Source organism: Sphingomonas sp. PP-CE-3A-406, assembly GCF_003688625.1.
GTDB lineage: Bacteria > Pseudomonadota > Alphaproteobacteria > Sphingomonadales > Sphingomonadaceae > Sphingomonas.
Genome location: NZ_RCWY01000001.1, coordinates 1,041,393 through 1,066,618 on the forward strand (window position 1 = coordinate 1,041,393; position 25,226 = coordinate 1,066,618).

Consider the following 25,226-nt stretch of genomic DNA (forward strand, 5'->3'; position numbering starts at 1 on the left):
CCCTGAAACAACGGGAGGGCCGAGGCCCTCCCGCGAGGATCACCCCTGCATGTCTTCAAGTTCGCGTCCGCGTGTCTCGTTGACCATCGCCTTCACGAAGAAGAACGACGCCGCCGCGAAGAACGCGTAGCCGAAATACGTCACGCTGAGGCCCGGCGATACCGCCAGCGCCGGGAAGCTCACCGAAATCGCCGCGTTGGCGATCCACTGCGCGAAACCGGCGACCGCGAGACCCGAACCACGGATCTGCTGCGGGAACATCTCGCCGAGCATCACCCACATCACCGGACCCCAGCTTGCGTTGAAGAAGATGACGTAGAGGTTAGCCGAGATCAGCGCGATCAGGCCGTTGTGGCCCGGCAGGCTGACCGCGCCCGCCGCGTCGGTGACCGCGGTCGAGAACGCATAGGCGACGATCGCCAGCGTGACGGCCATGCCGGCCGATCCGACCAGCAGCAGCGGCTTGCGGCCGATCTTGTCGACGGTCGCGATCGTGAACAGGCACGCCGCGATCGAGAGGACGCCCGACAGGATGTTGATCTGGAGCGCGTTGTCCTCTGTGAAGCCGACCGCCTCCCACAGCACCGCGCCGTAATAGAACACGACATTGATCCCGACGAACTGCTGGAAAATGGCGAGACCGATGCCCGCCCACAGGATCGGACGGACCTTGCCGGTGGTCTTGTCGAGCAGATCGGACAGCTTGGGCTTGTGGTGGTCCTTGGCGAGCGAATTGCGGATCTCGATCACCTTGCGATCGGCCTCCTCGCGGCCGAACAGCCGGGTCAGGACGGCCCGCGCCTGCTCGTCGCGCCCCTTGGCGACCAGGAAGCGCGGGCTTTCCGGGATGACCGTCAGCGCGATCAGATAGACCAGAGCCGGGATCGCCTGGAACCAGAACATCCAGCGCCACGCCGACTGGTGAAGCCAGAACTCGGCGGTCGAGCCACCGGCATAGCGCGCGACCGCGAAATTCGCGACGAACGCACCGGTCAGGCCCGAGATGATCATCACTTGCTGGACGCTCGACAGGCGCCCGCGGATCGCCGCCGGCGTGACTTCGGAGATGTAGACCGGCGAGGTGACGCTGGCGGCGCCGACGCCGAGACCGCCGATGATCCGCGCCAGGATGAAGATCGCCGACGAGCCTGCCGCGCCCGCGACCAGCGCCGATACCAGGAACAGCACTGCCGACAACATCATGACGCTGCGGCGACCGATCGCATCCGACAACCGTCCGGCGCCGAATGCACCGATCGCCGAACCGACCAGAATCGCGCCGACGTTGACGCCGATCCCGAGCCGTCCGAGTGCGAATGCGGCCTCGAGCCCCTTCTGCGTGCCGTTGATCACGCCCGAATCATAGCCGAACATGAACCCGCCGATGGTGGCGACGGCGACGATCGCGGTGATGAAACCGTAGTTCACCGCCGATCCGCCCGATCCTCTGATACTCTCCGACATAACCCCTCCTAAACGCCGCTATTATCGGCTGATTTGTGCATGTTGCGTGATGGTGTGCGGACGCGGCCTCACCATGTGGCCAGTCGTCCAGATGTTCCGGAAACGCCGATCATGCGGGCGATCGCGCCGGCAGTGGCACGGCGGATCGACAGCCGCGTCCACCGGCTTGGTGCCCGTCCTTGCGAGGGTCTAGCGTCGGTTCGATCACACCCAATCCTCAACAACGGCGCTGGTATCGATTGCCGATCCGCGTCTCTATGGTATCGCTATCAAGTCTGGTGCGCGCGTCAAGTGCGGCTCTCGCGCGGCCGCCGGCGCGGTGCTGCGTCGGACTGCCGCCGGATCAGGGTGAAATCAAGCGTCTGGTGGCGTTCGATCTTCGCGTCGCTGCCCGATTGCCGGATCGCGGTGACCAGCAGGTCGACCGCCGCGCGCGCCATATCCGCGATCGGCTGGTGAATGGTCGTCAGTTCGGGCCAGATCGCGGTCGACAGCGTCGTGTCGTCGAATCCGCAGACCGTCAGGTCGCCCGGCACGTCGATGCCGCGGCGATGCGCGATAGCCACCGTTGCCGCCGCCATGTCGTCGTTCGACGCGAAGATCGCGGTCGGTGGATTTTCAAGCGCGAGAAGCTGCTCTGCGGCGTCGAGCCCCGATCGGTAGGTGAACAGGCCGTCGGCGACCAGGCTCGGATCGAACGGCAAACCTGCCTGTTCGAGCGCGGCGGTATAGCCCGCATAGCGCTGAGCGCTGGCCGACAGGTTGGGATCGCCGGTGATGAAGCCGATCCGCCGATGGCCGAGGTCCATGATGTGCTGGGTCATCATCGACGCCGCCTCGCGATCGTCGATGCCGATCGCCAGCTGGTCCGCCGATGGCATTGCCGTCGCCACCGCGATCGCCGGGATGCCGGCCTTGGCCAGCAGGTCGAGAACGCCGGCGGCTTCGCACAACGGCGGCGGCAGGATGATGCCGTCGATGCCGCCTTCGATCAGGTGTCGGGTCACCTCGAGCTCATGATCGCCCAGTTCGCATTTCTCGACGACGATCTGGACATCACGGCGGCTCGCCTGTTCGAGACTGCCGAGCAGGAATTCGCTCAAGAAGCCCGCGCTCGGATTGCTGTACAAAAGACCGATCCGCGTCTGCCCTGCCCCGGCCAGGCTACGCGCCGCGGGATTGGGCGCGTAGTTCAGCGCTGCGATCGCCGCATTCACGGTCTCGCGCGTCTTGGGCCGTACGTTGGTCTCGCCGTTGATCACGCGCGAGACGGTCATCGGAGAAACCCCGGCGCGCGCCGCCACATCGCTGATGGTGGGAGTCGAACCTCCGCGACGCGAGGAGCGAGTTGGCGCTGGCGAATGAACTGTCATGACAGGGGTGTTAGCGCAACGATCGGGGACCGCAACCGGCGCGGCAAGATTCGCCCAAGCGTACCGTTAATACGAGCGCCGAGGGAGATCGCCGAAACTCGGGAATGAATTCTACGCCGTAGGGCCTGAACGCTTGCCCAATGCCGATACCGGGCATATGGTAGCGGTATCGATATTCACCGACAGGCTTCATAGAGAGCAGGCGGTACAGAGAGAGGACCGATCCGCAATGCGCTACAGTCTGTTCCCCGGCGTGGCCCTGGCCGCCATCGCGCTCACCGCGACGATCTCCGGCGCGCAATCGACGCCGCCCAAGACCGGATCGACCGTCAGCCCTGACGGCAAACAGTATCGCGCGCAACCGCTGACGCGCGAGATCTACGCCGCCGACCCGTCCGCGCATGTCTTCGGCGGCAAGATCTACATCTATCCCAGCCACGACGTCGACGCGGGTATTCCCGACGACGATCTCGGCAACCAGTACGCGATGCACGACTACCGCGTCCTCAGCATGGACCGGGTCGGCGGACCGGTGACGGTCCATCCGGTCGCGATCGACGTGAAGAATATCCCCTGGGCGTCGAAGCAGAGCTGGGCGCCGGATGCCGCGTACAAGAACGGCACCTATTACCTCTACATTCCCGCGCGCGACGACAAGGGCGTCTTCCGGATCGGCGTGGCGACGTCGAAGTCGCCGGTCGGTCCGTTCAAGGCCGAACCGATGCCGATCAAGGGCAGCTATTCGATCGATCCCGCGGTGTTCACCGATACCGACGGCGCGAGCTACATGTATTTCGGCGGCATCTGGGGTGGCCAGTTGCAGCGCTGGGCGACCGGCAGGTTCGATCCGAACGCCGGTGACACCGACCTCAAGCAGGACGGCAAGCCCGCGCTGATGCCCAAGGTCGCCAAGCTGACGGCCGACATGAAGCAGTTCGCCGCGCCTCCGCGCGACGTCGCGATCCTCGACGAAGCCGGCAAGCCGTTGCTCGGCGGCGATCACGACCGGCGGTTCTTCGAAGCCTCGTGGATGTTCAAGCGCGGCGGCAAATACTATTTCACCTATTCGACCGGCGACACGCACTTCATCGCCTATGCGACCGGCACCAGCCCGCTCGGTCCGTTCCGCTACCAGGGCAAGATCCTGCTGCCGGTGCAGGGCTGGACGACGCATCATTCGATCCTGAAGGTCGGCAACACGTGGCAGCTGGTCTACCACGACACGCAATTGTCGAACCGTAACCATCTGCGATCGGCGAAGATGACAGAGCTCACCTTCAATCCCGATGGCTCGATCCGCACCATCGATCCGTTCAAGAAGTAAGCGCATGTTTCTCGGAATCGATATCGGCACGTCCGGCGTAAAGGCGGTGGTGCTCGACGAGGCCGGCGCGGTCGTCGGCCAGGGCACCGCCGCGCTCACCGTCCAGCGCCCCCACCCGCTTTGGTCCGAACAGGACCCCGATGCGTGGTGGCGCGCGACCAATGCGGCGGTGCTGGCGATCGACCCCAGCGTCCGGCGCTCTGTGCGCGGCGTCGGTCTCGCCGGGCAGATGCACGGCGCGACCGTCCTCGGCACGGACGATCGGCCGCTGCGCCCCGCGATCCTGTGGAACGACGGCCGCTGCGCCGCGGAGTGCGCCGAACTGGAGGCTGCGGTTCCCGAACTGCGCGCCATCTCCGGCAACATCGCGATGCCCGGCTTCACCGCCCCCAAGCTGCTGTGGCTGCGCAACCACGAGCCGGACATCTTCGCGAAGATCGCGAGGGTGCTGCTGCCCAAGGATTACGTCCGGCTGCAAATGACCGGCGACAAGGCGTCCGACCTGTCGGATAGCGCGGGCACCCTGTGGCTCGACGTCGGCGCGCGACGCTGGAGCGACACGCTGCTGTCGGCATGCGGCCTGTCCACCGCCAATATGCCCGGCCTGTTCGAAGGCTCGGCGATCACCGGCCAGTTGCAGGCGGACATCGCCGAGGCCTGGGGCATGCCGCGCGTGCCGGTCGCGGCCGGCGGCGGCGACAACGCCGCCGGCGCGGTCGGTGTCGGCGTCGTCCGTGACGGCGACGCGCTGCTCTCGCTCGGCACGTCGGGCGTGATCTTCGTCGCCACCGACGACTTCCGGCCCAGCCCGGAGCGCGCGGCGCATACCTTCTGCCACGCGCTGCCCGGCCTGTGGCATCAGATGTCGGTACACCTGTCGGCTGCCTCGTGCGTCGACTGGGTGGCACGGATTACCGGCACGCAGAGCGTCGCCGACCTGCTCGCGCGCGCCGAATCGGTCGGTCCCGCCGGCGGCCCCGAGCTGTTCCTCCCCTATCTCTCGGGCGAGCGGACGCCGCATAACGACGCCGACGTCCGCGGCGCGTTCCTCGGGCTCGACAACGACACCGACGGCAACCGCCTCGCGCAGGCTGTGCTGGAGGGCGTCGCCTTCGCGCTGGCCGACGGGCTCGACGTGCTGCGCGAGACCGGCACCACGGTCGATCGCCTGTCGGTGATCGGCGGCGGCGCGCGCTCGGGCTATTGGGGCCGGATCATCGCCGCGGCGATGGATGTCGAACTCGTCTATCTCGAAGGCGGCGAGGTCGGCCCGGCGCTCGGTGCCGCCCGGCTCGCGCAGCTCGCGGTCGACGGCGGCGATCCGGCCTCGGTCTGCGTCGCGCCGCCCGTCGCGCGCACCATCGTTCCCGATCCCGCCATCGCGGATACGCTCGCCGCCAAGCGCGACGCGTTCCGTGCCGCCTATTCCCGCATCACCCCCAAAAACTCGCCAAGGAATTTTTGATGGCCGACTTCTTCGCCGACATCGCCCCGATCAAGTACGAGGGCCCGGATACCACCAACGAGCTCGCCTACCGCTTCTACGACAAGGACCGGGTCGTGCTCGGCAAGACGATGGCAGAGCATCTGCGCTTTGCCGCCTGCTTCTGGCACACCTTCTGCTGGCCGGGCTCCGACGTATTCGGCGGCGGCACGTTCGATCGCCCGTGGCATCGCGGCGCCAACGACAGCGCGGCGGCGGCGGAAAAGCGCGAGGCGGCGTTCGATTTCTTCACGCGCCTCGACGTTCCCTTCTACTGCTTCCACGACGTCGATGTGATGGCCGACGCGAACTCGGTCGCCGAGCACCGCAAATTCTTCGCCGAAGCCGTCGACCATCTCGAAAAGCTCCAGGCGTCGTCGGGCCGCAAGCTCCTGTGGGGCACCGCCAACGCGTTCAGCCACCCGCGCTACGCCGCCGGTGCCTCGACCAATCCCGACCCCGAGGTGTTCGCATTCGCCGCGATGCAGGTTCGCGATGCGCTCGAGGCGACGCACCGTCTCGGCGGCGAGAACTACGTGCTGTGGGGCGGTCGCGAAGGCTATGAGACGCTGCTCAACACCGACATGAAGCGCGAGCTGGATAATTTCGGCCGTTTCCTCAACCTAGTGGTCGAGCACAAGCACAAGATCGGTTTCAAGGGCACGATCCTGATCGAGCCGAAGCCGCACGAGCCGACCAAGCACCAGTACGACTTCGACACCGCCACCGTGTACGGCTTCCTCAAGCGCTACGGCCTCGAGAACGAAGTGAAGGTCAACATCGAGGCGAACCACGCCACGCTGTCGGGCCACACCTTCGAGCACGAGATCGCCACCGCCGCCGCGCTCGACATCTTCGGCTCGATCGACGCCAACCGCGGCGATCCGCAGAATGGCTGGGACACCGATCAGTTTCCCAACTCGGTCGAGGAACTCACGCTCGCGATGGTCGAGATCCTGCGCGCCGGTGGGTTCAAGACCGGCGGCTTCAACTTCGACGCCAAGGTCCGTCGCCAGTCGATGGACCCGATCGACCTGTTCTACGGTCATGTCGGCGGGATCGACGTCGTCGCCAAGGGCCTGCTCAACGCCGCTGCGCTGATCGAGGACGGTCGCCTCGATGCGTTCAAGACCGAGCGTTACGCCGGCTGGAACGGTGAGCTCGGCAAGATGATCGGCACCAGCGATCTCGCGACGATCGCCGACCTCGCGGGCGACCGCGCGATCGATCCGAAGCCGCGCTCGGGCCGGCAGGAGCGGATCGAGAACCTGATGAACCGCTTCATGTGATCATCAGCCCGGCGATGCGATCCCACCAAGGGACTCGTATCGCCGGGTCGCTGCCTTGCTTCGACGACAGCGACCGCCGCGCGCGTCAAACACCTGTTCAGATTGCTCCGAGCAATTGATAGTGTCGTATGCGACGATAAAGGCATAATGCGAAGTTATGGACGAACCCCTTTCCGCGACACCAGAGACCACCTCCGACGCGACGTTGCCGCTGCGATCGTCGGGCCGCAGGTTGCGCGGTGCGGTGGCAAACAAGCTCGGCGTGGCGATCCTGTCGGGCGAATTCTCGCCGGGTGAAACGCTGTCGGGCGAGATTGCCTTCGCCGAGGAACTCAACGTATCGCGCGGCGCCTACCGCGAGGCGATCCAGGTCCTGACCGCCAAGGGGCTGGTCGAGAGTCGCCCCAAGGCGGGAACGCGGGTCCTGCCGCGCAACCGCTGGAACCTGCTCGATCCCGACGTGCTGGCCTGGGCGTTCACCGGCGAACCCGATCCGCAACTCGTCCGCAGCCTGTTCGAGATGCGGATGGTGATCGAGCCCGCCGCCGCGGCGATGGCGGCGGCACGGCGCAACAAGGCCGAGTTGAAGATCATGCGCGACGCGCTTGCCGCGATGAAGCGCTTTTCACTCGCGACCGAGCAGGGCCGCCAGGCCGACCGCACGTTCCACGACACGATCCTGCAGGCGACGCAGAACGACGCGATGGTCGTGCTCAGCGCGTCGATCGGCGCCGCGGTGAACTGGACGACGCAGTACAAGCAACGCCTGCGCGCGCTGCCGCGCGATCCGATCCCCGATCACGTCAAGGTCTTCGACGCGATCGCCGCCGAGGATGCCGAAGGCGCCAGCGCGGCGATGACCGCGCTCGTCACGCTGGCGCTGGAGGATACGCGCAGCGCGATGGAGCGCTGAGCGAGCGCCAGGGCGGATCGGCATTCACTTTCGAGACCGGCAGATCAGCTTGTTCTTCGTCATGCCGGTGACAGGCGATCATTGGCCTGTCGCAACGCCTGAGCACTGCAAATACGCTGAATGACGTGCGCCTCCGACGTCGCCGATGACCATCCCCTTCGAACAAGGACGGGTCCGCAGGGGTACGGCACGATGCCCTTCCGTGTTCTCCCGCGAAGGCGGGAGCCCAGTCTGGATCCCCGCCTTCGCGGGGAAACACGTCTTGCGCGAAGGCGATAGCCAACAACGTCGTCCGCTGCCGCTTCGTCAACGCGTGAGCGCAGCCGTGCCCCAGTCGACCGAGATCTGCGCGCCGCCCACACCCGGACTGCGCGCCACCAGTTCGATGATCTTCACCCCCGACACGTTCACCGACAGCTCCTGTGCCGCCTCGCCCCCGCGCGCGGCCCGCGACTGCGCCAACAGCCGCCCATCGCCGTACACCAGGAAGGTCACCGCCCGCGCACGGTCGGTCGTCGAATCGTCGATCCCGACACGCGTCCGCAGCGTGCGATAGCCGGTGTTACGTACCTCCAGCCGCGAATTGGCGAGCACGCCGAGACTGTGCGGCAGTGCCTCCCCCGCCACCTCCAGCGGCTGGTCGTACGGCGTGCGATCGACGCGAGCCCCACCCCAGCCACCGTAGCGCGGGAAGTCCCCCGCTCCTCGCGTGCCCTGCCACGCCAGCGGCGCACGGTGCACCAGCGGATCGGGTTGCGGCGTTTCCACCCCGTCGACCGCCGGATTGACGCTGCCCGGTTGCTCGGACAGGAAGACGCCATCGCGCAACTGTCGATCGCCCTTCGCGGTGAAGATCAGCGTTTCGCGCGGGGCCAGCTTCAGGCTCTGCTGCTTGCGGAATTTGCTGTGCGCGCCGGTCCACAGATCGGTCAGTTCGACATCGGCGGTATCGCGATACGCGAGATGATCGGCGGTCAGGACGACGTCCGCCGCGCCGCTGCCGCGATTGAACACCGCCACCGCCTTGTCGCCGTTGGCCAGCGTCTTGACGAATATCTGCACTTCGTCGGTATCGAACGCCAGCGTCGCCTGGTTGCCCGCGCGATCCTGATTGACCGCGATGATCCGGGCGTTGCCGATCAGGTCGAGCAACGCGGGCGACGCCTTGCGCAAATCGTAGCCGATGAACAGCGGCGCGTTCTCGATCGCCCACAGCGCGAAATGCGATTTCGCTTCGGTCATGTGCCGTTCGTCGAAATCGCCGCTGCCCACGAACAGCATGTCCGGGTCGTTCCACGATCCGGGGTGCGCATACAGCGCGCGCCGCGACACGGTGTCGAGATTGTGCAGCATCCGCCCCCAATGCGGCGAGATGTCCTCGCTGGTCCGCGATATGCCGCCGATGTTCTTGCCCCAGGCGCGGACATCGGCCGATCCCCACAGGCACAGCGAGAACAGATAGTCGTTCGCGTCGTTATACTTCGCCAGCGCGTCGGCGACTTGGGTGTACAGCCCGCGCACCGCGGGGATGTCGGTGCGCGCCAGCGAGTCCGCGTCGATCAGCGGCACGAACGCGCGGTACTTGCCGGCTTTCACCGCGGGATTGCTCGCCGGCAAACCGCGGATGCCACACGCATCGACCTTGATGAAGTCGAACCCCCAGTCCTTGAAATACAGCCGGATATCCTGGTCGACATGGCCGTACAGACCGATCTCGCGCTCCATCACGCTGCCTTCGGGCTGGTTGGGCATCGTCGAGGTGAAGACCTGGCCACAGGAATTGCGCCCGATGTCGCTGTATATCCCCGCCTTGAACCCCATCGCGTGGAGCTTGTCGGTGAACGGCCGGAAACTCGGGTCCTTGCCCGCGATCACCGAGGACGGGAAATTCGCCGATCGGATCATCATCCGGCTATCCGACAGGCGTCGCTTCAACCACCAGCCATCGTCGATATTGATATAGCGATAGCCCTTGGCGGCCAGTCCCGTGTCCGCGATCACCCGCGCCGATGCGAGAATCTTGTCCTCGGTGATGTCGGTTGCGAACGCATTCCACGAACTCCAGCCCATCGGCGGCAGCGCGGCATCGCCGCGCTGGTTCGCGCTCCAGCGGCCGGTCGGCGTCAGCGGATCGGCCTGCGCCGCTGCGACCTGCGCTCCAGCGGTCGAGAGCAAAACCGTCAGAGCAGCCGTTATCCCGTGTCGGCGAGTAGCGCGCATTGTGTGATCCTCATCCGTGCCGATCGTCACGCATGCCCCGTAGTGACAGCGCGCGCATCCCTTGATTATGCCGGATCTTGTCAGGCTATATACAGGCCCTGTCAACGCGGCAGGATAGTATTCTATATTCCGATCCACAGTAGAAAATCTTATCCTTCAAGTCGAACCTACGAAATTTCGTAGCCATTGCGCTGCCGCCCGGCTTAAGGTCACTCCTACAAAATACAGGAGGATGCTGGGGTGATACAGTCGCGAAACACAGCGAAGGGCAAGCCGATGTTCGGCCCACTGCGCGCACTCATGCTGACCGGAGCGGCGTTCGCCACCCTGCCCCTTCAGGCGCAGACGTCGCCAGCACCGAAGACCGATGCAGCGGGTACCCAGGCCGACGCACTCGCCACCGCGATCGTCGCGCGGATGACCGTCGACGAGAAGCTCCCGCAGTTGCTCAACGTCGCGCCGGCAATCCCGCGGCTCGGCATTCCCGCGTACAACTGGTGGACCGAATCGCTTCACGGTGCGCTCGGCCCGGTGCCGACCACGAACTTCCCCGAGCCGATCGGCCTCGCCGCCAGCTTCGATGCACCGCTCGTCCACGATGTCGCCGGTGCGATCAGCACGGAGGTCCGCGCGCTGCACACGCTGGGACGCCAGACCGGACGGCTCGGGCGGATCGGGACCGGGCTCGATACCTGGTCGCCCAACGTCAACATCTTCCGCGATCCACGCTGGGGCCGCGGCCAGGAAACCTATGGCGAGGATCCGTTTCTCGCCGCGCATATGGGAGTTGCCTTCGTCACCGGGATGCAAGGGCCCAATCCGTCGCTGCCCGACGTGATCGCCACGCCCAAGCATTTCGCGGTGCACAGCGGCCCTGAATCGACGCGGCACAAGGCCAATGTGTTCGTCTCGCCGCACGATCTCGAGGACACCTATCTCCCCGCCTTCCGCGCGGCGATCGTCGAGGGCGGCGCCGGCTCGATCATGTGCGCGTATAACCGCATCGACGGGCAGCCGGCGTGCGCGAGCGACCTGCTGCTCAAGGATCATCTGCGCCAGGCTTGGGGCTTTACCGGCTTCGTCGTATCCGACTGCGATGCGGTGAAGGATATCGCCGACAACCATCACTACGCCCCCGATCAGGCGAGCGCCGTCGCTACCGCGCTGAAAACCGGCGTCGACAATGAATGCAACACCGCGACGCTCGGCGATCAGGCGGGGCTCGGCGAGCGCTTCCGCGAGGCGCTCGACCGCGATCTGATCTCGGTCGGCGACATCGATCGGTCGCTCGTCCGGCTGTTCTCCGCGCGCATCCGCAACGGCGACCTGCCGGGGATACAGACCGGGCGTGATCGTGTCGTGCCCGTCGCGCAGATCGGCACGCCCGCGCACGACGCGCTGGCGTTGAAGGCGTCCGAGGAAAGCCTTGTCCTGCTCAAGAACGCCGGCATCCTGCCGCTCAAGCCGGGCACGAAACTCGTGGTCATCGGCCCACTCGGCGACGCGACGCGCGTGCTGCGCGGCAATTACTCGTCACCGTTGTCCGCGCCGCCGGTGTCGGTCCTCGATGGCTTACGGTCGGTAATGCCGGCGGGCGACGTCACGCTGGTGCCGTTCTCCCCCTCGGTCACCGACGGCGACCGCGTGCCCACATCGGCGCTGCGCACGCCCGCCGGCAAACCGGGCGTCCTCGTGCGCTACTACAACCCGACCAAAAAGCTGCCCGCGCTGTTCGATCCCGCGACGATGAAGCAGCAACTCGACGCGATCCGCTATCAGGACACGCCCGTCGCCGAACGCGTCGAGCGTGACGTAGGCGACTACAATCTCTCGCTCGCCAAGGTCGACACGCACCACCGCACGGTGTGGGCGGGATCGCTGACTCCCCCGGAAAGCGGCACCTACCGGGTCGGCCTCTCGGGCAAAGGCGGCGTGCTCGAGTTCGCCGGCGCGGTCGCGTCCGATCGCAAGGGGTCGCAGTGGAACGACCTGCCGACCTTCACCACGGTCGACCTCGTCAAGGGCCGCCGCTATCCGTTCCGCGTCACGTCGAACGATGGCGCAGACCTCGTGTGGAAGCGGATCTCGGCCTCCCCCGATGCCGACCTGACTCGCGCAGCCGCTACTGCCGACGTGCTGGTCGCGGTCGTCGGCCTCACCTCCGACCTGGAGGCGGAGGAGACCGGCGTCACGGTGCCGGGCTTCGAAGGCGGCGACAAGACCACACTCGACCTGCCCGCGAACCAGGTGGCGATGCTCGCCAAAGCCAAGGCGACCGGCAAGCCGGTGATCGTCGTCGCGATGAACGGCAGCCCGATCAACCTCGCCTGGGCGAAGGATAACGCCGCCGCGGTCGTCGAGGCCTGGTATCCGGGCCAGTCGGGGGGCCTCGCGATCGCCAACGTCCTGAGCGGCCGGACCAACCCCGCAGGCCGCCTGCCGCTCACCTTCTATCGCAGCGTCGCCGAACTACCGCCGTTCAGCGATTACGCGATGAAGGGCCGCACCTACCGCTATTTCGAGGGCAAGCCGGTCTACGCGTTCGGCCACGGCCTGAGCTACACCAGCTTCGCCTACACGCCATTGAAGGTGACACCCGCCCCCGCCGGCCCCGAAACCGGCCTGCGCGTCAGCACCGAAGTCCGCAATACCGGCGCGCGGGCCGGCGACGAGGTGGTCCAGCTGTATCTCAATTTTCCGGACCAGCCGGGCACGCCGCGCGTGGCGTTGCGCGGATACAAACGCGTTGCACTGAAACCAGGCGAACGCCGCAGCGTCAGCTTCGACCTGTCGCCGCGCGATCTCAGCAGCGTCGCGACCGACGGCACGCGCCAGGTAATCGCCGGTAAATACCGCGTGACGGTCGGCAGCGGCCAACCCGGCACCGGCGTCCCCGGCCAGTCGGCGGCGTTCACCACCCCGCGCGCGTTGCCGCTACCGCTCTGAATACGAAAGCCCCTACCGCTCCCGACCGGGAGCGGTAGGGTGCCGTCTTATTGCAGGTCGAGCACGACCACCGACATCGGCGGCAACGTCGCCGACACCGTACCACCAGCCGCCTGCGCGCCGTTAAAGGCGACCGGGCGCACCGTATCGGGCTGCTCGAAGCTGTTATGCGCGTCCATCGTCGTGCCCGTGACGATCCGCCCGGTCACGCCGCTCGCCTGAACGCCCGCGAGCGTCATCGCCACCGGGATCGCACGATGCGGATCTAGGTTGACGAGCGCGACGTGCACCTTGCCCGCGACATCGCGCACCGCCGAGACGCTGACCGCCGGCACTGCCACTTCGGACTCGTGATACCAGGGCGATTTCAGATCGACCGGCAGCGTCGTCGCATCCTGCCAGGGCTTGTACAGGTCGAACACCCAATAGGTCGGCGTCTTCACCATCTTGGCGCCGTCGGTCAGCAGCATCGCCTGCAACACGTTCACCATCTGCGCGATCGCCGCCATCTTCACCCGGTCGGCGTGATGCGCGAAGATGTTAAGGTTGAGCCCGGCGACCACCGCATCGCGGACGCTGTTCTGCTGCACCAGGAAGCCGGGGTTGCTGCCCGGCGTCGGATCGTACCACGTGCCCCATTCGTCGACGACCAGCCACTTGGTCTTGCCCGGGTCATATTTGTCCATGATCGCCGAATGCTTGGTGACGAACTCGTCCATCTGCAGCGTGTGCTGCATCGTCAGCGCCCATTCATGCTCCGAGAAGCCAAGCGCCGGGCCCTTGTCGGTCCAGACCTTGTCGCGCGGCCGCGTGTAGTAATGCAGCGACAGGCCGTCGATGTTCTTGCCGGCGATCCGCATCATCGTGTCGGTCCAGTCGTAATCCCCCTCGCTGGGGCCGCTGGCGATCCGGAGCATCTTGCCGTTCCCCGACTTGGCGAACACGCCGTAGCGGTTGGTCAGGTCGGCGGCATATTCCGCGCGCATGTTGCCGCCGCAGCCCCACAGTTCGTTGCCGATGCCGACATACGGCACCTTGTACGGTGCGGGGTGGCCGTTCGCCGCGCGCTCCTTGGCGAGCGTCGAGCCGTTCGGCGAGGTCATGTATTCGAGCCACTGCGCGGTCTCGCTCGGCGGCGCGCTGCCGACGTTGGCGGAGATATACGCTTCGGCGCCCAAGCGTTCGGCGAACCCCATGAATTCGTTGGTCCCGAACGCGTTGTCCTCGTTCACGCCGCCCCAGTTGGTGTTGATCTTGATCGGCCGCTTGCCGCGCGTGCCGATGCCGTCGCGCCAGTGATATTCGTCGGCGAAGCACCCGCCCGGCCAGCGCACCATCGGCACCTTGACCGCCTTCAGCGCCTCCAGCACGTCGCGACGATAACCGTGGTCGTTGGGGATCGACGACTTCTCGCCAACCCAGATCCCGCCATAGATGCCATGGCCGAGATGCTCGGCGAACTGGCCGAACACCTGTCGGTTCATCACCGGGCCGGGCCGGCTCGCGTCGATACCGACCGTCGCCGTGGCGCTAGCCGGAGCGGCTGCGGGCGCATCCTGCGCGGAGGCGGACATCGCCGTGGTCGTCATCAGAGTCATTGCCAGCGCGACGTTGCGATACAGTTGGCGCATTTCGATCCTCCCGTTTTTATCTGCCGCAACCGATATTGGGCCGTCGAAGCGCGGTCAATATGTAAGACTAATTGCGTGACAGGATCTCACGGCAAGACCGCCTTCGTCTGCAACGAGGGCCGAACAAACCAATCTGCCACTGGTTGATCTTGTCCGAGCAGACCGTCGTGCCGATGACAGACGACCGATCCAATCGCGATCGAATTCATATTGCTACGGTCCCTGTTCCGCGTCAGCTTCCCCCAGCAGGGCGAAAGCCCGACCTCGCCGTGTTCGCCCATTCGATCCCCGCCCCGATACCTCTGGACTCGGTCGGCAATTTCCACAGGAGCCTCGATGCTGTTCAACCATGTTTCGCGTCTGTCGCTGAGCGTCGCCATGCTGGCGCTGTCCTCACCCGCGCTCGCGCAGACGGCGCCCACAACCGCCGCCGCGACCGGCACGCGCTACGGAACCTTCGGAATCGATCTCACCGCCGCCGACAAATCGGTGAAACCCGGCGACGATTTCTGGACCTACGCGAACGGCAACTGGAACAAGCGTACCGAGATCGCCGCGGACCGGACCTCGGCCGGCGGCAGCGTCGTCCTGGCCGATCAGGCCGAGCAACAGGTTCGCGCCATCCTCGACGATGCCGCGCGTGATCCTGCGGCGGTCGGGCCGGGCGCGAAACAGTTCGGTGATCTCTACGCCAGCTTCATGGACGAGGCGGCGATCGAACGCGCCGGCACGACACCCCTGAAGCCCTATTTCGCGAAGATCGATGCGGCCGGCGACAAGCAGAAACTGCAGACGCTGTTCTCGACGGTCGGCTATGCCTCGCCGGTCGAGATCGGCCAGTTGCCCGATCCTGCCGATCCGACGCGCTACGCGGTCGCCGCTGGACAGGGTTCGCTCGGCATGGGCGGACGCGATTACTATCTCGAACAGGGCGCGAAGTACGACACCTTCCGCACCGCCTACCGCGCCTATGTCGAGAAGATCCTGACGCTGTCGGGGATTGCCGATGCGTCGGCCAAGGCGGACCGGATCGTCGCACTCGAAACCGCGATGGCGAAGGTGCAATGGTCCCCCGTCCAATCGCGCGACCTGAAGGCGATGCTGAAGCCGATGGACGCTGCCGGCCGCAAGGCGCTGGCGCCCGGTTTCGATTGGCCGCTGCTGCTGACGACCGCCGGCTATGGCAATTTCCCAATCGTCTACATGACGAACTCGACCGCGCTGACCGAGCTGGCCAAGCTGTTCGCCGCGACGCCGGCGTCGACCTGGCAGGACTGGATGAAGTTCCGTCTCGCGTCGGCCAGCGCGCCGGTCCTCCCCAAGGCATTCGATCAGGCGACGTTCGACTTCTACGGCAAGACGATGGCCGACCAGCCGCAGCAGCGCGCGCGCTGGAAACGCGGCATCGCCGTCGTCAACGGCACGATGGGAGAGGCCGTCGGCGAAGTCTACGTCAAGCGCCACTACCCGCCGCAGAGCGAAGCCAAGATGGGCGAACTGATCGCCAACCTGCGTGCCGCCTACAAGGAGCGGATCGGTGCGAACACCTGGATGGACGCGCCGACCAAGACGCAGGCGCTCGCCAAGCTCGCCGCCTTCGATCCGCGGATCGGTCATCCGACGAAATACATCGATTACAGCGCGCTCACCATCGTGCGCGGCGATCCGCTCGGCAATTCGATGCGATCGGGCGAGTTCGACCACCAGCTCGACCTGTCGCGCCTCGGCAAGCCGGTCGATCGCAGCCTGTGGGGCATGACGCCGCAGACGGTGAACGCCTATTACGATCCGCTCAACAACCAGATCACCTTCCCCGCGGCGATCCTGCAACCGCCCTATTTCGATCCGAACGCGGATGCGGCGGTCAATTACGGCGCGATCGGCGCGATCATCGGCCACGAGATGGGTCACGGTTTCGACGATCAGGGCAGCCAGTTCAGCGCATCGGGCAAGTTCGAGAATTGGTGGACGCCCGAAGCGCGCGCCGCCTTCACGAAGCATACCGCCGCGCTGTCGAAGCAGTACGACGCGTACGAACCGATCCCCGGCGTGCACGTGAAGGGCGCGCTGACGCTCGGCGAGAATATCGGCGATCTCGGCGGCGTCGAAACCGCCTATGCCGCGTATCGGAAATACCAGTCGGTGCACGGCAAGGCACCGGTGATCGGCGGTCTCACCGGCGACCAGCGGTTCTTCCTGGCCTATGCGCAGGCCTGGCAGGCGAAGCTCCGCGAAGGCGCGGCGCGGGCGCGTCTGCTGACCGATCCGCACTCACCGCCGTTCTACCGGGTCAACGGCATCGTCCGGAATGTCGACGCCTGGTATACCGCGTTCAACGTCAAGCCCGGCGATGCACTGTACGTGACGCCGGCGCAGCGCGTTCACATCTGGTAATCTGCCGAGGGTGCGCGGCATGACCGCGCACCCTCGCTTGTCGATGGGTCAGGCGATCTCGAGGACCGCGGTCTTCACTTGCGCCGAACTCGGTCCGGCCATGATCGTGAACAGGCCGGGTTCGACGACCTCGCGCATGTCGACGTCCCACAACGCGAACGCGTCCGGCCCCAGCGTGAACCGCAGCGTCCGCCGCTCGCCGGGCGCGAGCGTTACGCGTTCGAACCCCTTCAACTCCATCACCGGTCGCGCCACCGACGACACCTGGTCGCGCACGTAGATCTGCACGACCTCGTCGCCGGCGCGCTGGCCGATATTGGCGACGTCGACCTCGACCCCGACGCTGCCGGCGATACCGATCTTCGCCGCCGACAGCCGCGGTGCGCTGACGTCGAAGCGCGTGTAGCTGAGGCCGTGGCCGAATGAGAACAGCGGCGCCGTTTCCGCGAACAGATAGCCGCGCTCGGTCGACGGCTTGCGGTTGTAATAGAGCGGCACCTGCCCGACTTCGCGGGCGACGGTGACGGGCAGCTTGGCGCCCGGATTGATCCGCCCGAACAGCGCCTCGGCCATCGCGGTGCCGCCCTCCTGCCCCGGATACCAGCATTCGAGCACCGCGTTGGCCTTTGCCATCACATTGGGCCAGCTCGGCGGACGCCCGTTGATCGCGGCGACCACGATCGGCTTGCCCAGTGCGTGCAGCGCGTCGAACAGCGCATTCTGTTCGCCGATCAGGTCGAGCGTCGTGCGATCGCCGAGATGGTTCTTCGAGAATCCCTCGCGGCTGGTCTGCTCGGTATCGCCGATCGCGAGGATGATCGTATCGGCACCGCGCGCGACCTCGACCGCTTCGGCGATCAGCGCGCGGTTCCGGGCCGGATCGGCGAGCAGCACCGCGTCCTGCGACCGGTCCTCGCTCTGCGTGATGAACACGCCCTGCGCATGGACGATCGTCGCTGCGGTACCCACGAGCGTCCGGACGCCGTCGAGCAGCGACACCGTCTGGCGCGGCGGCGCGGAATAGCCGCCGAGCCGCGCGATCGCCGCGTTGGGACCGATCACCGCGATCTTGCCCTTGGGCGCAAGCGGCAGCGTGCCGTCGTTCGTCAACAGGCACAGCGATTTGCGCGCCGCGTCCAATGCGACGCCGCGTGCTTCCGCGTTACCGGTCAGGCGAGCGGCGGCACGGGGATCGACTGCCGACTGCTCGAACAAACCAGCGCGGAACTTCAACGCCAGCATTCGTGCGCAGGCGGCATCGACCGCCGCGATCGGCACCGTCCCCGCCCGCACCTGCGCAGGTAACGTCCGAAACGCGATCCCGTCCGGCAACGCGCTGTCCACCCCGGCTGCCAAGGCGAGCTTCGCCGCTCCATTGAGGTCGCGCGCGACGTGATGGATCGTATCCAGCTCCTCGATCGCGCCGTAATCGCTGACGATCGCGCCCGAAAATCCCCATTCGCCGCGCAGTACCTCGCCGAGCAGCCAGTGGTTGGCATGGCTCGGTATGCCGTCGATCTCGTTGTAGGACGGCATCACCGCGCCGATCCCGGTCCGCGTCACGACCGCGCGGAACGGCGGGAAGAAGCTCTCGCGCAGTTCACGCTCGCCGATCGGTGCGGGGCCGATATTGTTGCCCGCCTGGGGCTGGCCGTGCCCGGTCATGTGCTTCAGCGTCGCAAAGACCTTGCCGGGTGCCAGCGTCGTGCTGTCGCCCTGTAAGCCCTCGACTGCGGCCACCCCCATCTCTCCGCACAGATATGGATCCTCGCCGAACGTCTCCTCGATCCGGCCCCAGCGCGGATCGCGCGCGATGTCGACTACCGGCGACAGCGAGAGGTGGCTGCCGTGCGCGCGTACCTCGCGGCCGATGATCGCCTGTCCGCGTCGCATCAGATCGCGGTCGAACGTACCGGCCATGCCGATCGCCTGCGGGAACATCGTAGCGTCGGGCGCCATATAGCCGTGCAGTGACTCTTCGTGGAAGATCACCGGGATGCCGAGCCGCGTGCCGCGCGCCCAGCGCTGGACCGCGTTGACGAACGCGATCGTCGACGCCGACCCGCGCCACTGCGCACCTGTACCGCCGGCGACCGCGGCCACCGACGGTCCGCCGCGCTTGTCGGACGGCCGCGTGACCTGACCGAACCCCGCGGGATACGCCGCCGACGCGCGCGCCGGATCGAAATCGAGCCCCCCCGGCGTCATCACGTCCGCCTTGGTCGCCCACAGCGAAATGGTCTGGCCAACTTTCTCTTCCAGCGTCATCCGCGCCATCAGGTCGCGAACCCGGAGGTCGACCGGCGCACGCGCGTCACGGTAGATCGGCAACGCGGTCGCGGCCTGCGCGATACCGGGGATCAATCCGCCGACGGAAACCGATCCGAGCAACCCAAGAAGGTCGCGCCGCGTCGGTGCGATCGTAACAGTTGGTGTGCCCGGCAATCTTCATCTCCCGATCTGAAACGCGGCATTGCTGTCGAAGCCATCGTCGTGATAGCGATACCATGACTGGTCATCCGCGATCCTGTCAATCGATCGTGGAACCGCGGGAGAGGATTATGACGGCACTCAGCCGATCGTTTGTTAGGTTCGCGCTGCTTTTTGCGGCGATAATTGGTATGACCGGAACGGCGTATGCCGAAGACGGTTACGACCTGTGGCTTCGCTATCGCACGCCGGCGGCCACAAGTACGCGTCGTGTTCCCACGATCGAAGCGCGCGGCGATACGGCCACGTTCCGTGCAGCGGCCGAGGAACTGCGGCGGGGCGCGGGGTTGTTCGGCACGAGCACACCGACCATCCTGCTAGCCACCGCCGATGATCGCGCCGTCGCCGCGCTGCATCTTCCGCTCGCAGCGCTCGGCGACGAGGGGTACCGCGTCCGCCAAGTCACGCTCGGCAATCGCCGGATGCTCCTCGTCACCGCCAACACCGATCGCGGCGTGCTTTACGGCAGCTTCGCCTTGCTGCGTCACCTCCAGACCGGCGGCAGCCTGGACCGGATCGACCTGACCTCGACGCCGCGCGTGAAACTGCGTGTGCTGAACCACTGGGACAATCTCGATGGCGTGGTCGAGCGCGGCTATGCCGGCGCCTCGCTGTGGGACTGGTGGACGCTCCCGGATTTCCACGACCCGCGCTACACGGACTATGCCCGCGCCAACGCGTCGATCGGAATCAACGGCACCGTCCTCAACAACGTCAACGCGAAAGCCGACAGCCTCACCGCGCCGTATATTGCGAAGGCCGCAGCGCTTGCCGACGTGTTCCGGCCGTACGGGATCAAGGTGTATCTGTCGGCGCGGTTCTCGGCCCCGATCGAACTCGGCGGATTGAAGACGGCCGATCCTCTCGATCCCAAGGTCGCGGCATGGTGGAAGGCGAAGAGCGACGAGATCTATCGCCGTATCCCCGATTTCGGAGGCTTCTTGGTAAAGGCGAACAGCGAGGGCCAGCCCGGCCCGCGCGACTATCATCGTAGCCACGCCGACGGCGCCAACATGCTCGCCGCCGCGGTGCGCCCGCATGGCGGTATCGTGATGTGGCGTGCGTTCGTCTACGCGGAAACCGACCCCGAGGACCGGGCGAAGCAGGCGTATACCGAGTTCAAGCCGCTCGACGGCAAGTTCGCACCCAACGTCATCGTCCAGGTCAAGAACGGCGCGATCGACTTCCAGCCGCGCGAGCCGTTCCATCCGCTGTTCGGCGCGATGCCCAAGACGCCGCTGATGATCGAATTCCAGATCACCAAGGAATATCTCGGTTTCGCCACGCATCTGGCGTATCTCGGCCCGCTGTTCGCCGAGACGCTCGGCAGCGAGACGATGCAGCGGCCGGGCGAGACCGTCGCCGACGTCGTCGACGGCTCGGTCGAGGGTCACACGCTGACCGGGATGGCGGGGGTCGCCAACATCGGCCGCGACCGAGACTGGGCGGGCTCCACCTTCAACCAGGCGAACTGGTACGCGTTCGGTCGGATGGCATGGGATCCGACGCTCGGCGCCGCGCCGGTCGCGCGCGAATGGGCGGCGATGACCTTCGCCCCCTCGCCCAAGATCGTCGATCCGGTCGTCGCGATGATGATGGGCTCGCGCGAGGCGGTGGTCGATTACATGACGCCTTTGGGCCTCGCGCACGTCATGGCGACGGGGCATCATTACGGCCCCGGACCGTGGATCGCCGACCTCAAGCGTCCCGAATGGAACCCGGTCTATTACCACCGCGCCGACAAGACCGGGATCGGCTTCGACCGCACGCGCACCGGCAGCAACGCGGTCGCGCAATACGCCCCCGCCCTCGCCCGCCGACTTGCCGATCCGGCAACGACGCCGGAACGCGCGTTGCTGTGGTTCCACCATGTCCCCTGGGATCGGCGGATGGCGTCGGGACGGACATTATGGGCGGAGATGGTCCATGATTACGACTCAGGCGTCTCTTACGTCGCGGACATGAGCCGCAAATGGGACGCGCTCAAACCCGATATCGATGCCGAGCGCTGGGCAAAAACCGCCACCTATCTGGCCGTGCAACAACGCGAAGCTCAGTGGTGGCGCGATGCGAGCCTTGCCTATTGGATGTCGGTCAACGGTCGGGCGCTCCCCGCCGGTACCGCGCCGCCCGCGCACGACCTCGCGTGGTACAAGGCGCAGCGTTTTCCCTATGCTCCGGGCAACCCGCAATGATGTACTTGGTAGCCCGCAGGTCTGGCCCCCAGCCATGCCGCCCGGCATGTCGTTCGAAGGAAGGCGCAAGCGCATGAGCAATCGGCAGGTTTCGGGCGAGATCACGCGACGCCGCGGGCTCGCGATGCTGGGCGGAGTAGCAGTTTCGGCCTGCGCCGGTGCCAGGGTGCCGTTCCAAAGTTCTGAGGCGCCAAGGACGGACGGGATCGGGCTTCAGTCGATCGCGGCGCGGAAAGGCATGCGGTTGGGATCCTGTTTCGGCTGGAGCCCCCCGGGCGCCGATCGAGGCTCGTTCGCGAACCCCGCTTATGCCGCGCTGCTGAAGCGCGATTGCGGACTTCTGGTCCCTGAGAACCAGATGAAATGGCAGGCGATCCGGCCCACCGCGACCAGTTTCGACTTTACCCACATGGACGCGATGATGGCGTGGGCCGAGGCGAACGGACTGCCGGTGCGGGGCCACAATCTCCTGTGGCACCAGCCCAAATGGATGCCCCGCTGGGAGGAAGCGTACGACTTCGGCGCCAATCCGCATCGGGCTGCGGAGCAGATGCTCGTCGCGCATATCACCACCGTCTGCCAACGCTACGGACCCCGAATCGGCAGCTACGATGTCGTCAACGAGGCGGTGACACCGGCGGACGGAAGCCTGTACCAGACCGCATTGTCGCGCGCGCTGGGCGGGACCGAGGCGACGCTGGATCTCGCGTTCCACACCGCGCGCGCGGAGGCGCCGCACGCGCAGCTCGTCTACAACGACTATATGAGCTGGGAGCCCGGCAACGCGCATCACCGTGCGGGCGTGCTCAAGCTGCTCGAGGGTTTCAGGCGGCGAAAAATCCCCGTCGATGCGCTCGGCGTGCAATCGCATATCGTCACGCAGGGCATCGATACGCGCGCGACGATCGCCGCGATGGAGGGGGAGTGGCGGCGTTTCCTCGATGCGGTGACGGCGATGGGCTATGATCTGGTCATCACCGAGCTCGACGTCCGCGATAACGCGCTGCCCGCGGATATCGCGGTGCGCGATCGCGCGGTTGCGGACTATACCCGCGGCTATCTCGACCTGATGCTCGCCTACCCCTCACTGCGCGACATCATGCTGTGGGGGATGACCGATCGCTACAGCTGGATCGAAGGGTTCGAGCCGCGGGCGGACAAGGCGCGTCGCCGCCCCTGCCCGTACGACGCGGCGTTCGTCGCAAAGCCGATGCGCGCAGCCATTGCGGGCGCGATCGCAGCAGCGCCTGCCCGCAAGCCTCACCACGATGCAAAGACTGCAAGGATCGATCGATGAGCCGTTGGGCAACCGCAATCCTGGCCGGCGTGCTGATGGTCGCAAGCGCCGACGCGCGCGATACCGACCGCCACGTCTCTGTTCGGCACGTGTCCGCCCCGCACTGGATCGCCAGCTGGGGATCGTCGCAGATGATCGCGGACGGCGACAATGCGCTGCCCGCCGATCGCGCGGCCGCCGTCACGCTTCGCCAGATCATCCGGCTTTCGGCGGGCGGAGACCGGGTCCGCGTGCGTCTGTCCAATGCGTTCGGCACGCGACCGCTCGCGATCGGTTCTGCCCGGATCGCGCGAACGACCGCGCCCGCCACACCCCAGGTCGGCGGCGGTGCGGCGTTGACGTTCGCCGGGCAGGCGAAAGCGGTCATTCCGGCAGGCGCCGAACTCTACTCCGACCCCATTGCGTTGCCGGTTGCGCCCGGCACCGACGTTGCCATCAGCCTGTATCTGCCCGAGGCCGCGACCCCGCAGACCGGCCACCCCGGCGCCCGCGCGTTCAGCTACACGCTGGCCGGCGATCACGTCGCTGATCCGGGGTTCACCGGCGCAAAACAGACGACCCACTGGTACGCGCTCGCCGATCTCGAAGTGTCGGGTGCCACGACCATGGGCGCAAACACCGGCACGATCGTGGCGATCGGCGACTCGATCACGGACGGCTATGGCGTAAAGCCCAACCACAACACGCGGTGGACCGACGTTCTCGCCGAACGTCTCCGTGGCACCCCGGCGACGCGCGGGATCGGCGTCGTCAATGCCGGGATCGGCGGCAATCGCATCCTGCTCGACGGGCTCGGTCCCAATCTGATGGCGCGGTTCGACCGCGATGTCGTCGCGCGCAGCGGGGTGCGCTGGGCGATCCTGCTCGAAGGGGTCAACGACCTCGGCGTGCTGACGCGAGAAGCGCCTGCGACGCCCGCGCAGCACGCGGCGATCGTCGCGCAGGTCACCGGAGCTTACACCCAGCTTGTGGCCCGCGCGCATACCCACGGCATCAGGATGATTGGCAGCACGATCACGCCGTTCGGGGGCAACGACTATTACCACCCCGGCCCCGCCACCGAAGGCGACCGCCAGGCGATCAACACCTTCATCCGCACGTCCGGCACGTTCGACGCGGTGATCGATTTCGACCGCGTCATGCGCGACCCCGAGCATCCTGACCGGCTCGCCCCGGCGTATGATTCGGGCGACCACCTCCACCCATCCGAGGCGGGATATCGCAAGATGGGCGAGGCGGTTCCGTTGACCCTGTTCGGCAAGACGACCCGCCAGGTGATCGGTGCGGTCGCCCCGGTTCCCGTCGCCCCTGAACCGTTGAAGAGCAGTGCGGATACCCGACCGGCGATCGCGCTCACCTTCGACGATATCCCGGCCCACGGTCCGCTCGCGCCCGGGCAGACACGCGCCGACGTGATCCGGGGTATCACCACCGCGCTCGCTGCGGCCCGAGCGCCCGCCTTCGGGTTCATGAATGCGGGGTTCGGGCTGGATAATCCGGCGGATGCCGCAGCCGCGATCGCGGCATGGCGTGCCGCGGGACTGCCGCTCGGCAACCACACCCATTCGCACGGCGATCTGGCGAAGGTCGGCGCCAGCGCGTTCGTCGCCGATATCGTCCGCAACGAAGCCCCGCTCGAGCGTGTCGCCAAAGGCACCGACTGGCACTGGTTCCGCTACCCGTTCCTGTCCGAAGGCAAGACACTTGCGGACCGCGATGCCGTCCGCGCCGCGCTGAAGGCGCGTGGTTACCGCATCGCCGCGGTCACGATGAGCTTCGACGACTATAACTGGAACCCGCCCTACGCCGCCTGCGCCGCCAAGCGCGATCGGGCGGCGATCACGACGCTCGAAACCGGATATCTCGCGGCGGCGCGCACCGCGGCGCTCGCATCGCGCGCTCGCGCCAAGGCACAACTCGGGCACGACATTCCCTATGTGCTGCTGATGCACGTCGGCGCGTTCGATGCACGCATGCTGCCCAGACTGCTGAGACTCTACACGTCGATGGGATTCCGCTTCGTCACGCTCGCCGAGGCGGAGGCCGACCCCTATTATGCCGCCGCCACGGACCTCACCCGTCCAACCGCCTCGCCCTCGCTGCAAGGTCCACCCTCGGTGCCGGCCCCCGTCGGTCCGCCGGCAGGGCTGTGCGGTTGAACGAGACGGTTGCGTCGCGGCGGCGGCGGGAGCACGGCGGACGCTACG

General features: G+C 66.5%; 14 protein-coding genes. 9 read left to right on the top strand and 5 right to left on the bottom strand.

The features are described from left to right. Positions 1-39: 39 nt before the first annotated feature. Positions 40-1,464, bottom strand: a complete 1,425-nt coding sequence (locus tag C8J44_RS04505; RefSeq protein ID WP_121903483.1) for a sugar porter family MFS transporter — start codon at positions 1,462-1,464, stop codon at positions 40-42. Positions 1,465-1,751: 287 nt separating this feature from the next. Continuing rightward, a complete protein-coding gene (locus tag C8J44_RS04510) occupies positions 1,752-2,837 on the bottom strand; it encodes a LacI family DNA-binding transcriptional regulator (RefSeq protein ID WP_121903484.1) in 1,086 nt (361 codons plus the stop codon). 229 nt (positions 2,838-3,066) lie between these two features. On the opposite strand from C8J44_RS04510, the gene C8J44_RS04515 reads away from it, so the two are divergent. The 4 genes from C8J44_RS04515 (at position 3,067) to C8J44_RS04530 (ending at position 7,846) form a co-directional block, all read left to right on the top strand. Further along, positions 3,067-4,161 (top strand): glycoside hydrolase family 43 protein, encoded by a 1,095-nt coding sequence (locus C8J44_RS04515; protein ID WP_121903485.1) that lies wholly within the window; start codon positions 3,067-3,069, stop codon positions 4,159-4,161. 4 nt (positions 4,162-4,165) lie between these two features. Next, positions 4,166-5,626, top strand: coding sequence for a xylulokinase (gene xylB / locus C8J44_RS04520; RefSeq protein ID WP_121903486.1), 1,461 nt, complete (start codon positions 4,166-4,168; stop codon positions 5,624-5,626). After that, the gene (gene xylA / locus C8J44_RS04525; protein ID WP_121903487.1) at positions 5,623-6,933 is read left to right on the top strand and encodes a xylose isomerase; all 1,311 of its coding nucleotides are present in this window, start codon (positions 5,623-5,625) and stop codon (positions 6,931-6,933) included. The genes xylB and xylA overlap by 4 nt, the downstream gene beginning before the upstream one ends. A gap of 157 nt (positions 6,934-7,090) precedes the next feature. Next, complete coding sequence (locus C8J44_RS04530; protein WP_121903488.1) at positions 7,091-7,846, top strand: FadR/GntR family transcriptional regulator; 756 nt, start codon at positions 7,091-7,093, stop codon at positions 7,844-7,846. 306 nt (positions 7,847-8,152) lie between these two features. On the opposite strand, the gene C8J44_RS04535 is transcribed toward C8J44_RS04530, so the two are convergent. Then, positions 8,153-10,066 carry an NPCBM/NEW2 domain-containing protein gene (locus C8J44_RS04535; protein WP_121903489.1) on the bottom strand — a complete coding sequence of 638 codons (1,914 nt, stop codon included), beginning with the start codon at positions 10,064-10,066 and terminating at the stop codon, positions 8,153-8,155. A 276-nt stretch (positions 10,067-10,342) separates the two neighbouring features. On the opposite strand from C8J44_RS04535, the gene C8J44_RS04540 reads away from it, so the two are divergent. Next, complete coding sequence (locus C8J44_RS04540) at positions 10,343-13,012, top strand: glycoside hydrolase family 3 C-terminal domain-containing protein (RefSeq protein ID WP_121903490.1); 2,670 nt, start codon at positions 10,343-10,345, stop codon at positions 13,010-13,012. Positions 13,013-13,059: 47 nt separating this feature from the next. On the opposite strand, the gene C8J44_RS04545 is transcribed toward C8J44_RS04540, so the two are convergent. Continuing rightward, complete coding sequence (locus tag C8J44_RS04545) at positions 13,060-14,601, bottom strand: alpha-N-arabinofuranosidase (protein WP_121886223.1); 1,542 nt, start codon at positions 14,599-14,601, stop codon at positions 13,060-13,062. A 378-nt stretch (positions 14,602-14,979) separates the two neighbouring features. Here C8J44_RS04545 and C8J44_RS04550 point away from each other — a divergent pair, with 378 nt between their 5' ends. Next, positions 14,980-17,037 (top strand): M13 family metallopeptidase, encoded by a 2,058-nt coding sequence (locus tag C8J44_RS04550; protein ID WP_121903491.1) that lies wholly within the window; start codon positions 14,980-14,982, stop codon positions 17,035-17,037. A 48-nt stretch (positions 17,038-17,085) separates the two neighbouring features. On the opposite strand, the gene C8J44_RS04555 is transcribed toward C8J44_RS04550, so the two are convergent. Beyond that, positions 17,086-19,482, bottom strand: a complete 2,397-nt coding sequence (locus C8J44_RS04555; protein WP_404969178.1) for a glycoside hydrolase family 3 N-terminal domain-containing protein — start codon at positions 19,480-19,482, stop codon at positions 17,086-17,088. 176 nt (positions 19,483-19,658) lie between these two features. Between C8J44_RS04555 and C8J44_RS04560 the strand changes: the two genes are divergently transcribed. From C8J44_RS04560 to C8J44_RS04570, 3 genes are all read left to right on the top strand, one after another. Next, a complete protein-coding gene (locus tag C8J44_RS04560; RefSeq protein ID WP_259466707.1) occupies positions 19,659-21,722 on the top strand; it encodes an alpha-glucuronidase family glycosyl hydrolase in 2,064 nt (687 codons plus the stop codon). Positions 21,723-21,795: 73 nt separating this feature from the next. Further along, on the top strand, positions 21,796-23,019 hold the full coding sequence (locus tag C8J44_RS04565; protein WP_183128695.1) for an endo-1,4-beta-xylanase: 1,224 nt from the start codon (positions 21,796-21,798) through the stop codon (positions 23,017-23,019). Next, positions 23,016-25,178, top strand: coding sequence for a GDSL-type esterase/lipase family protein (locus C8J44_RS04570; protein WP_259466708.1), 2,163 nt, complete (start codon positions 23,016-23,018; stop codon positions 25,176-25,178). Before C8J44_RS04565 ends, C8J44_RS04570 begins: the two co-directional genes overlap by 4 nt. Positions 25,179-25,226: the final 48 nt, after the last annotated feature.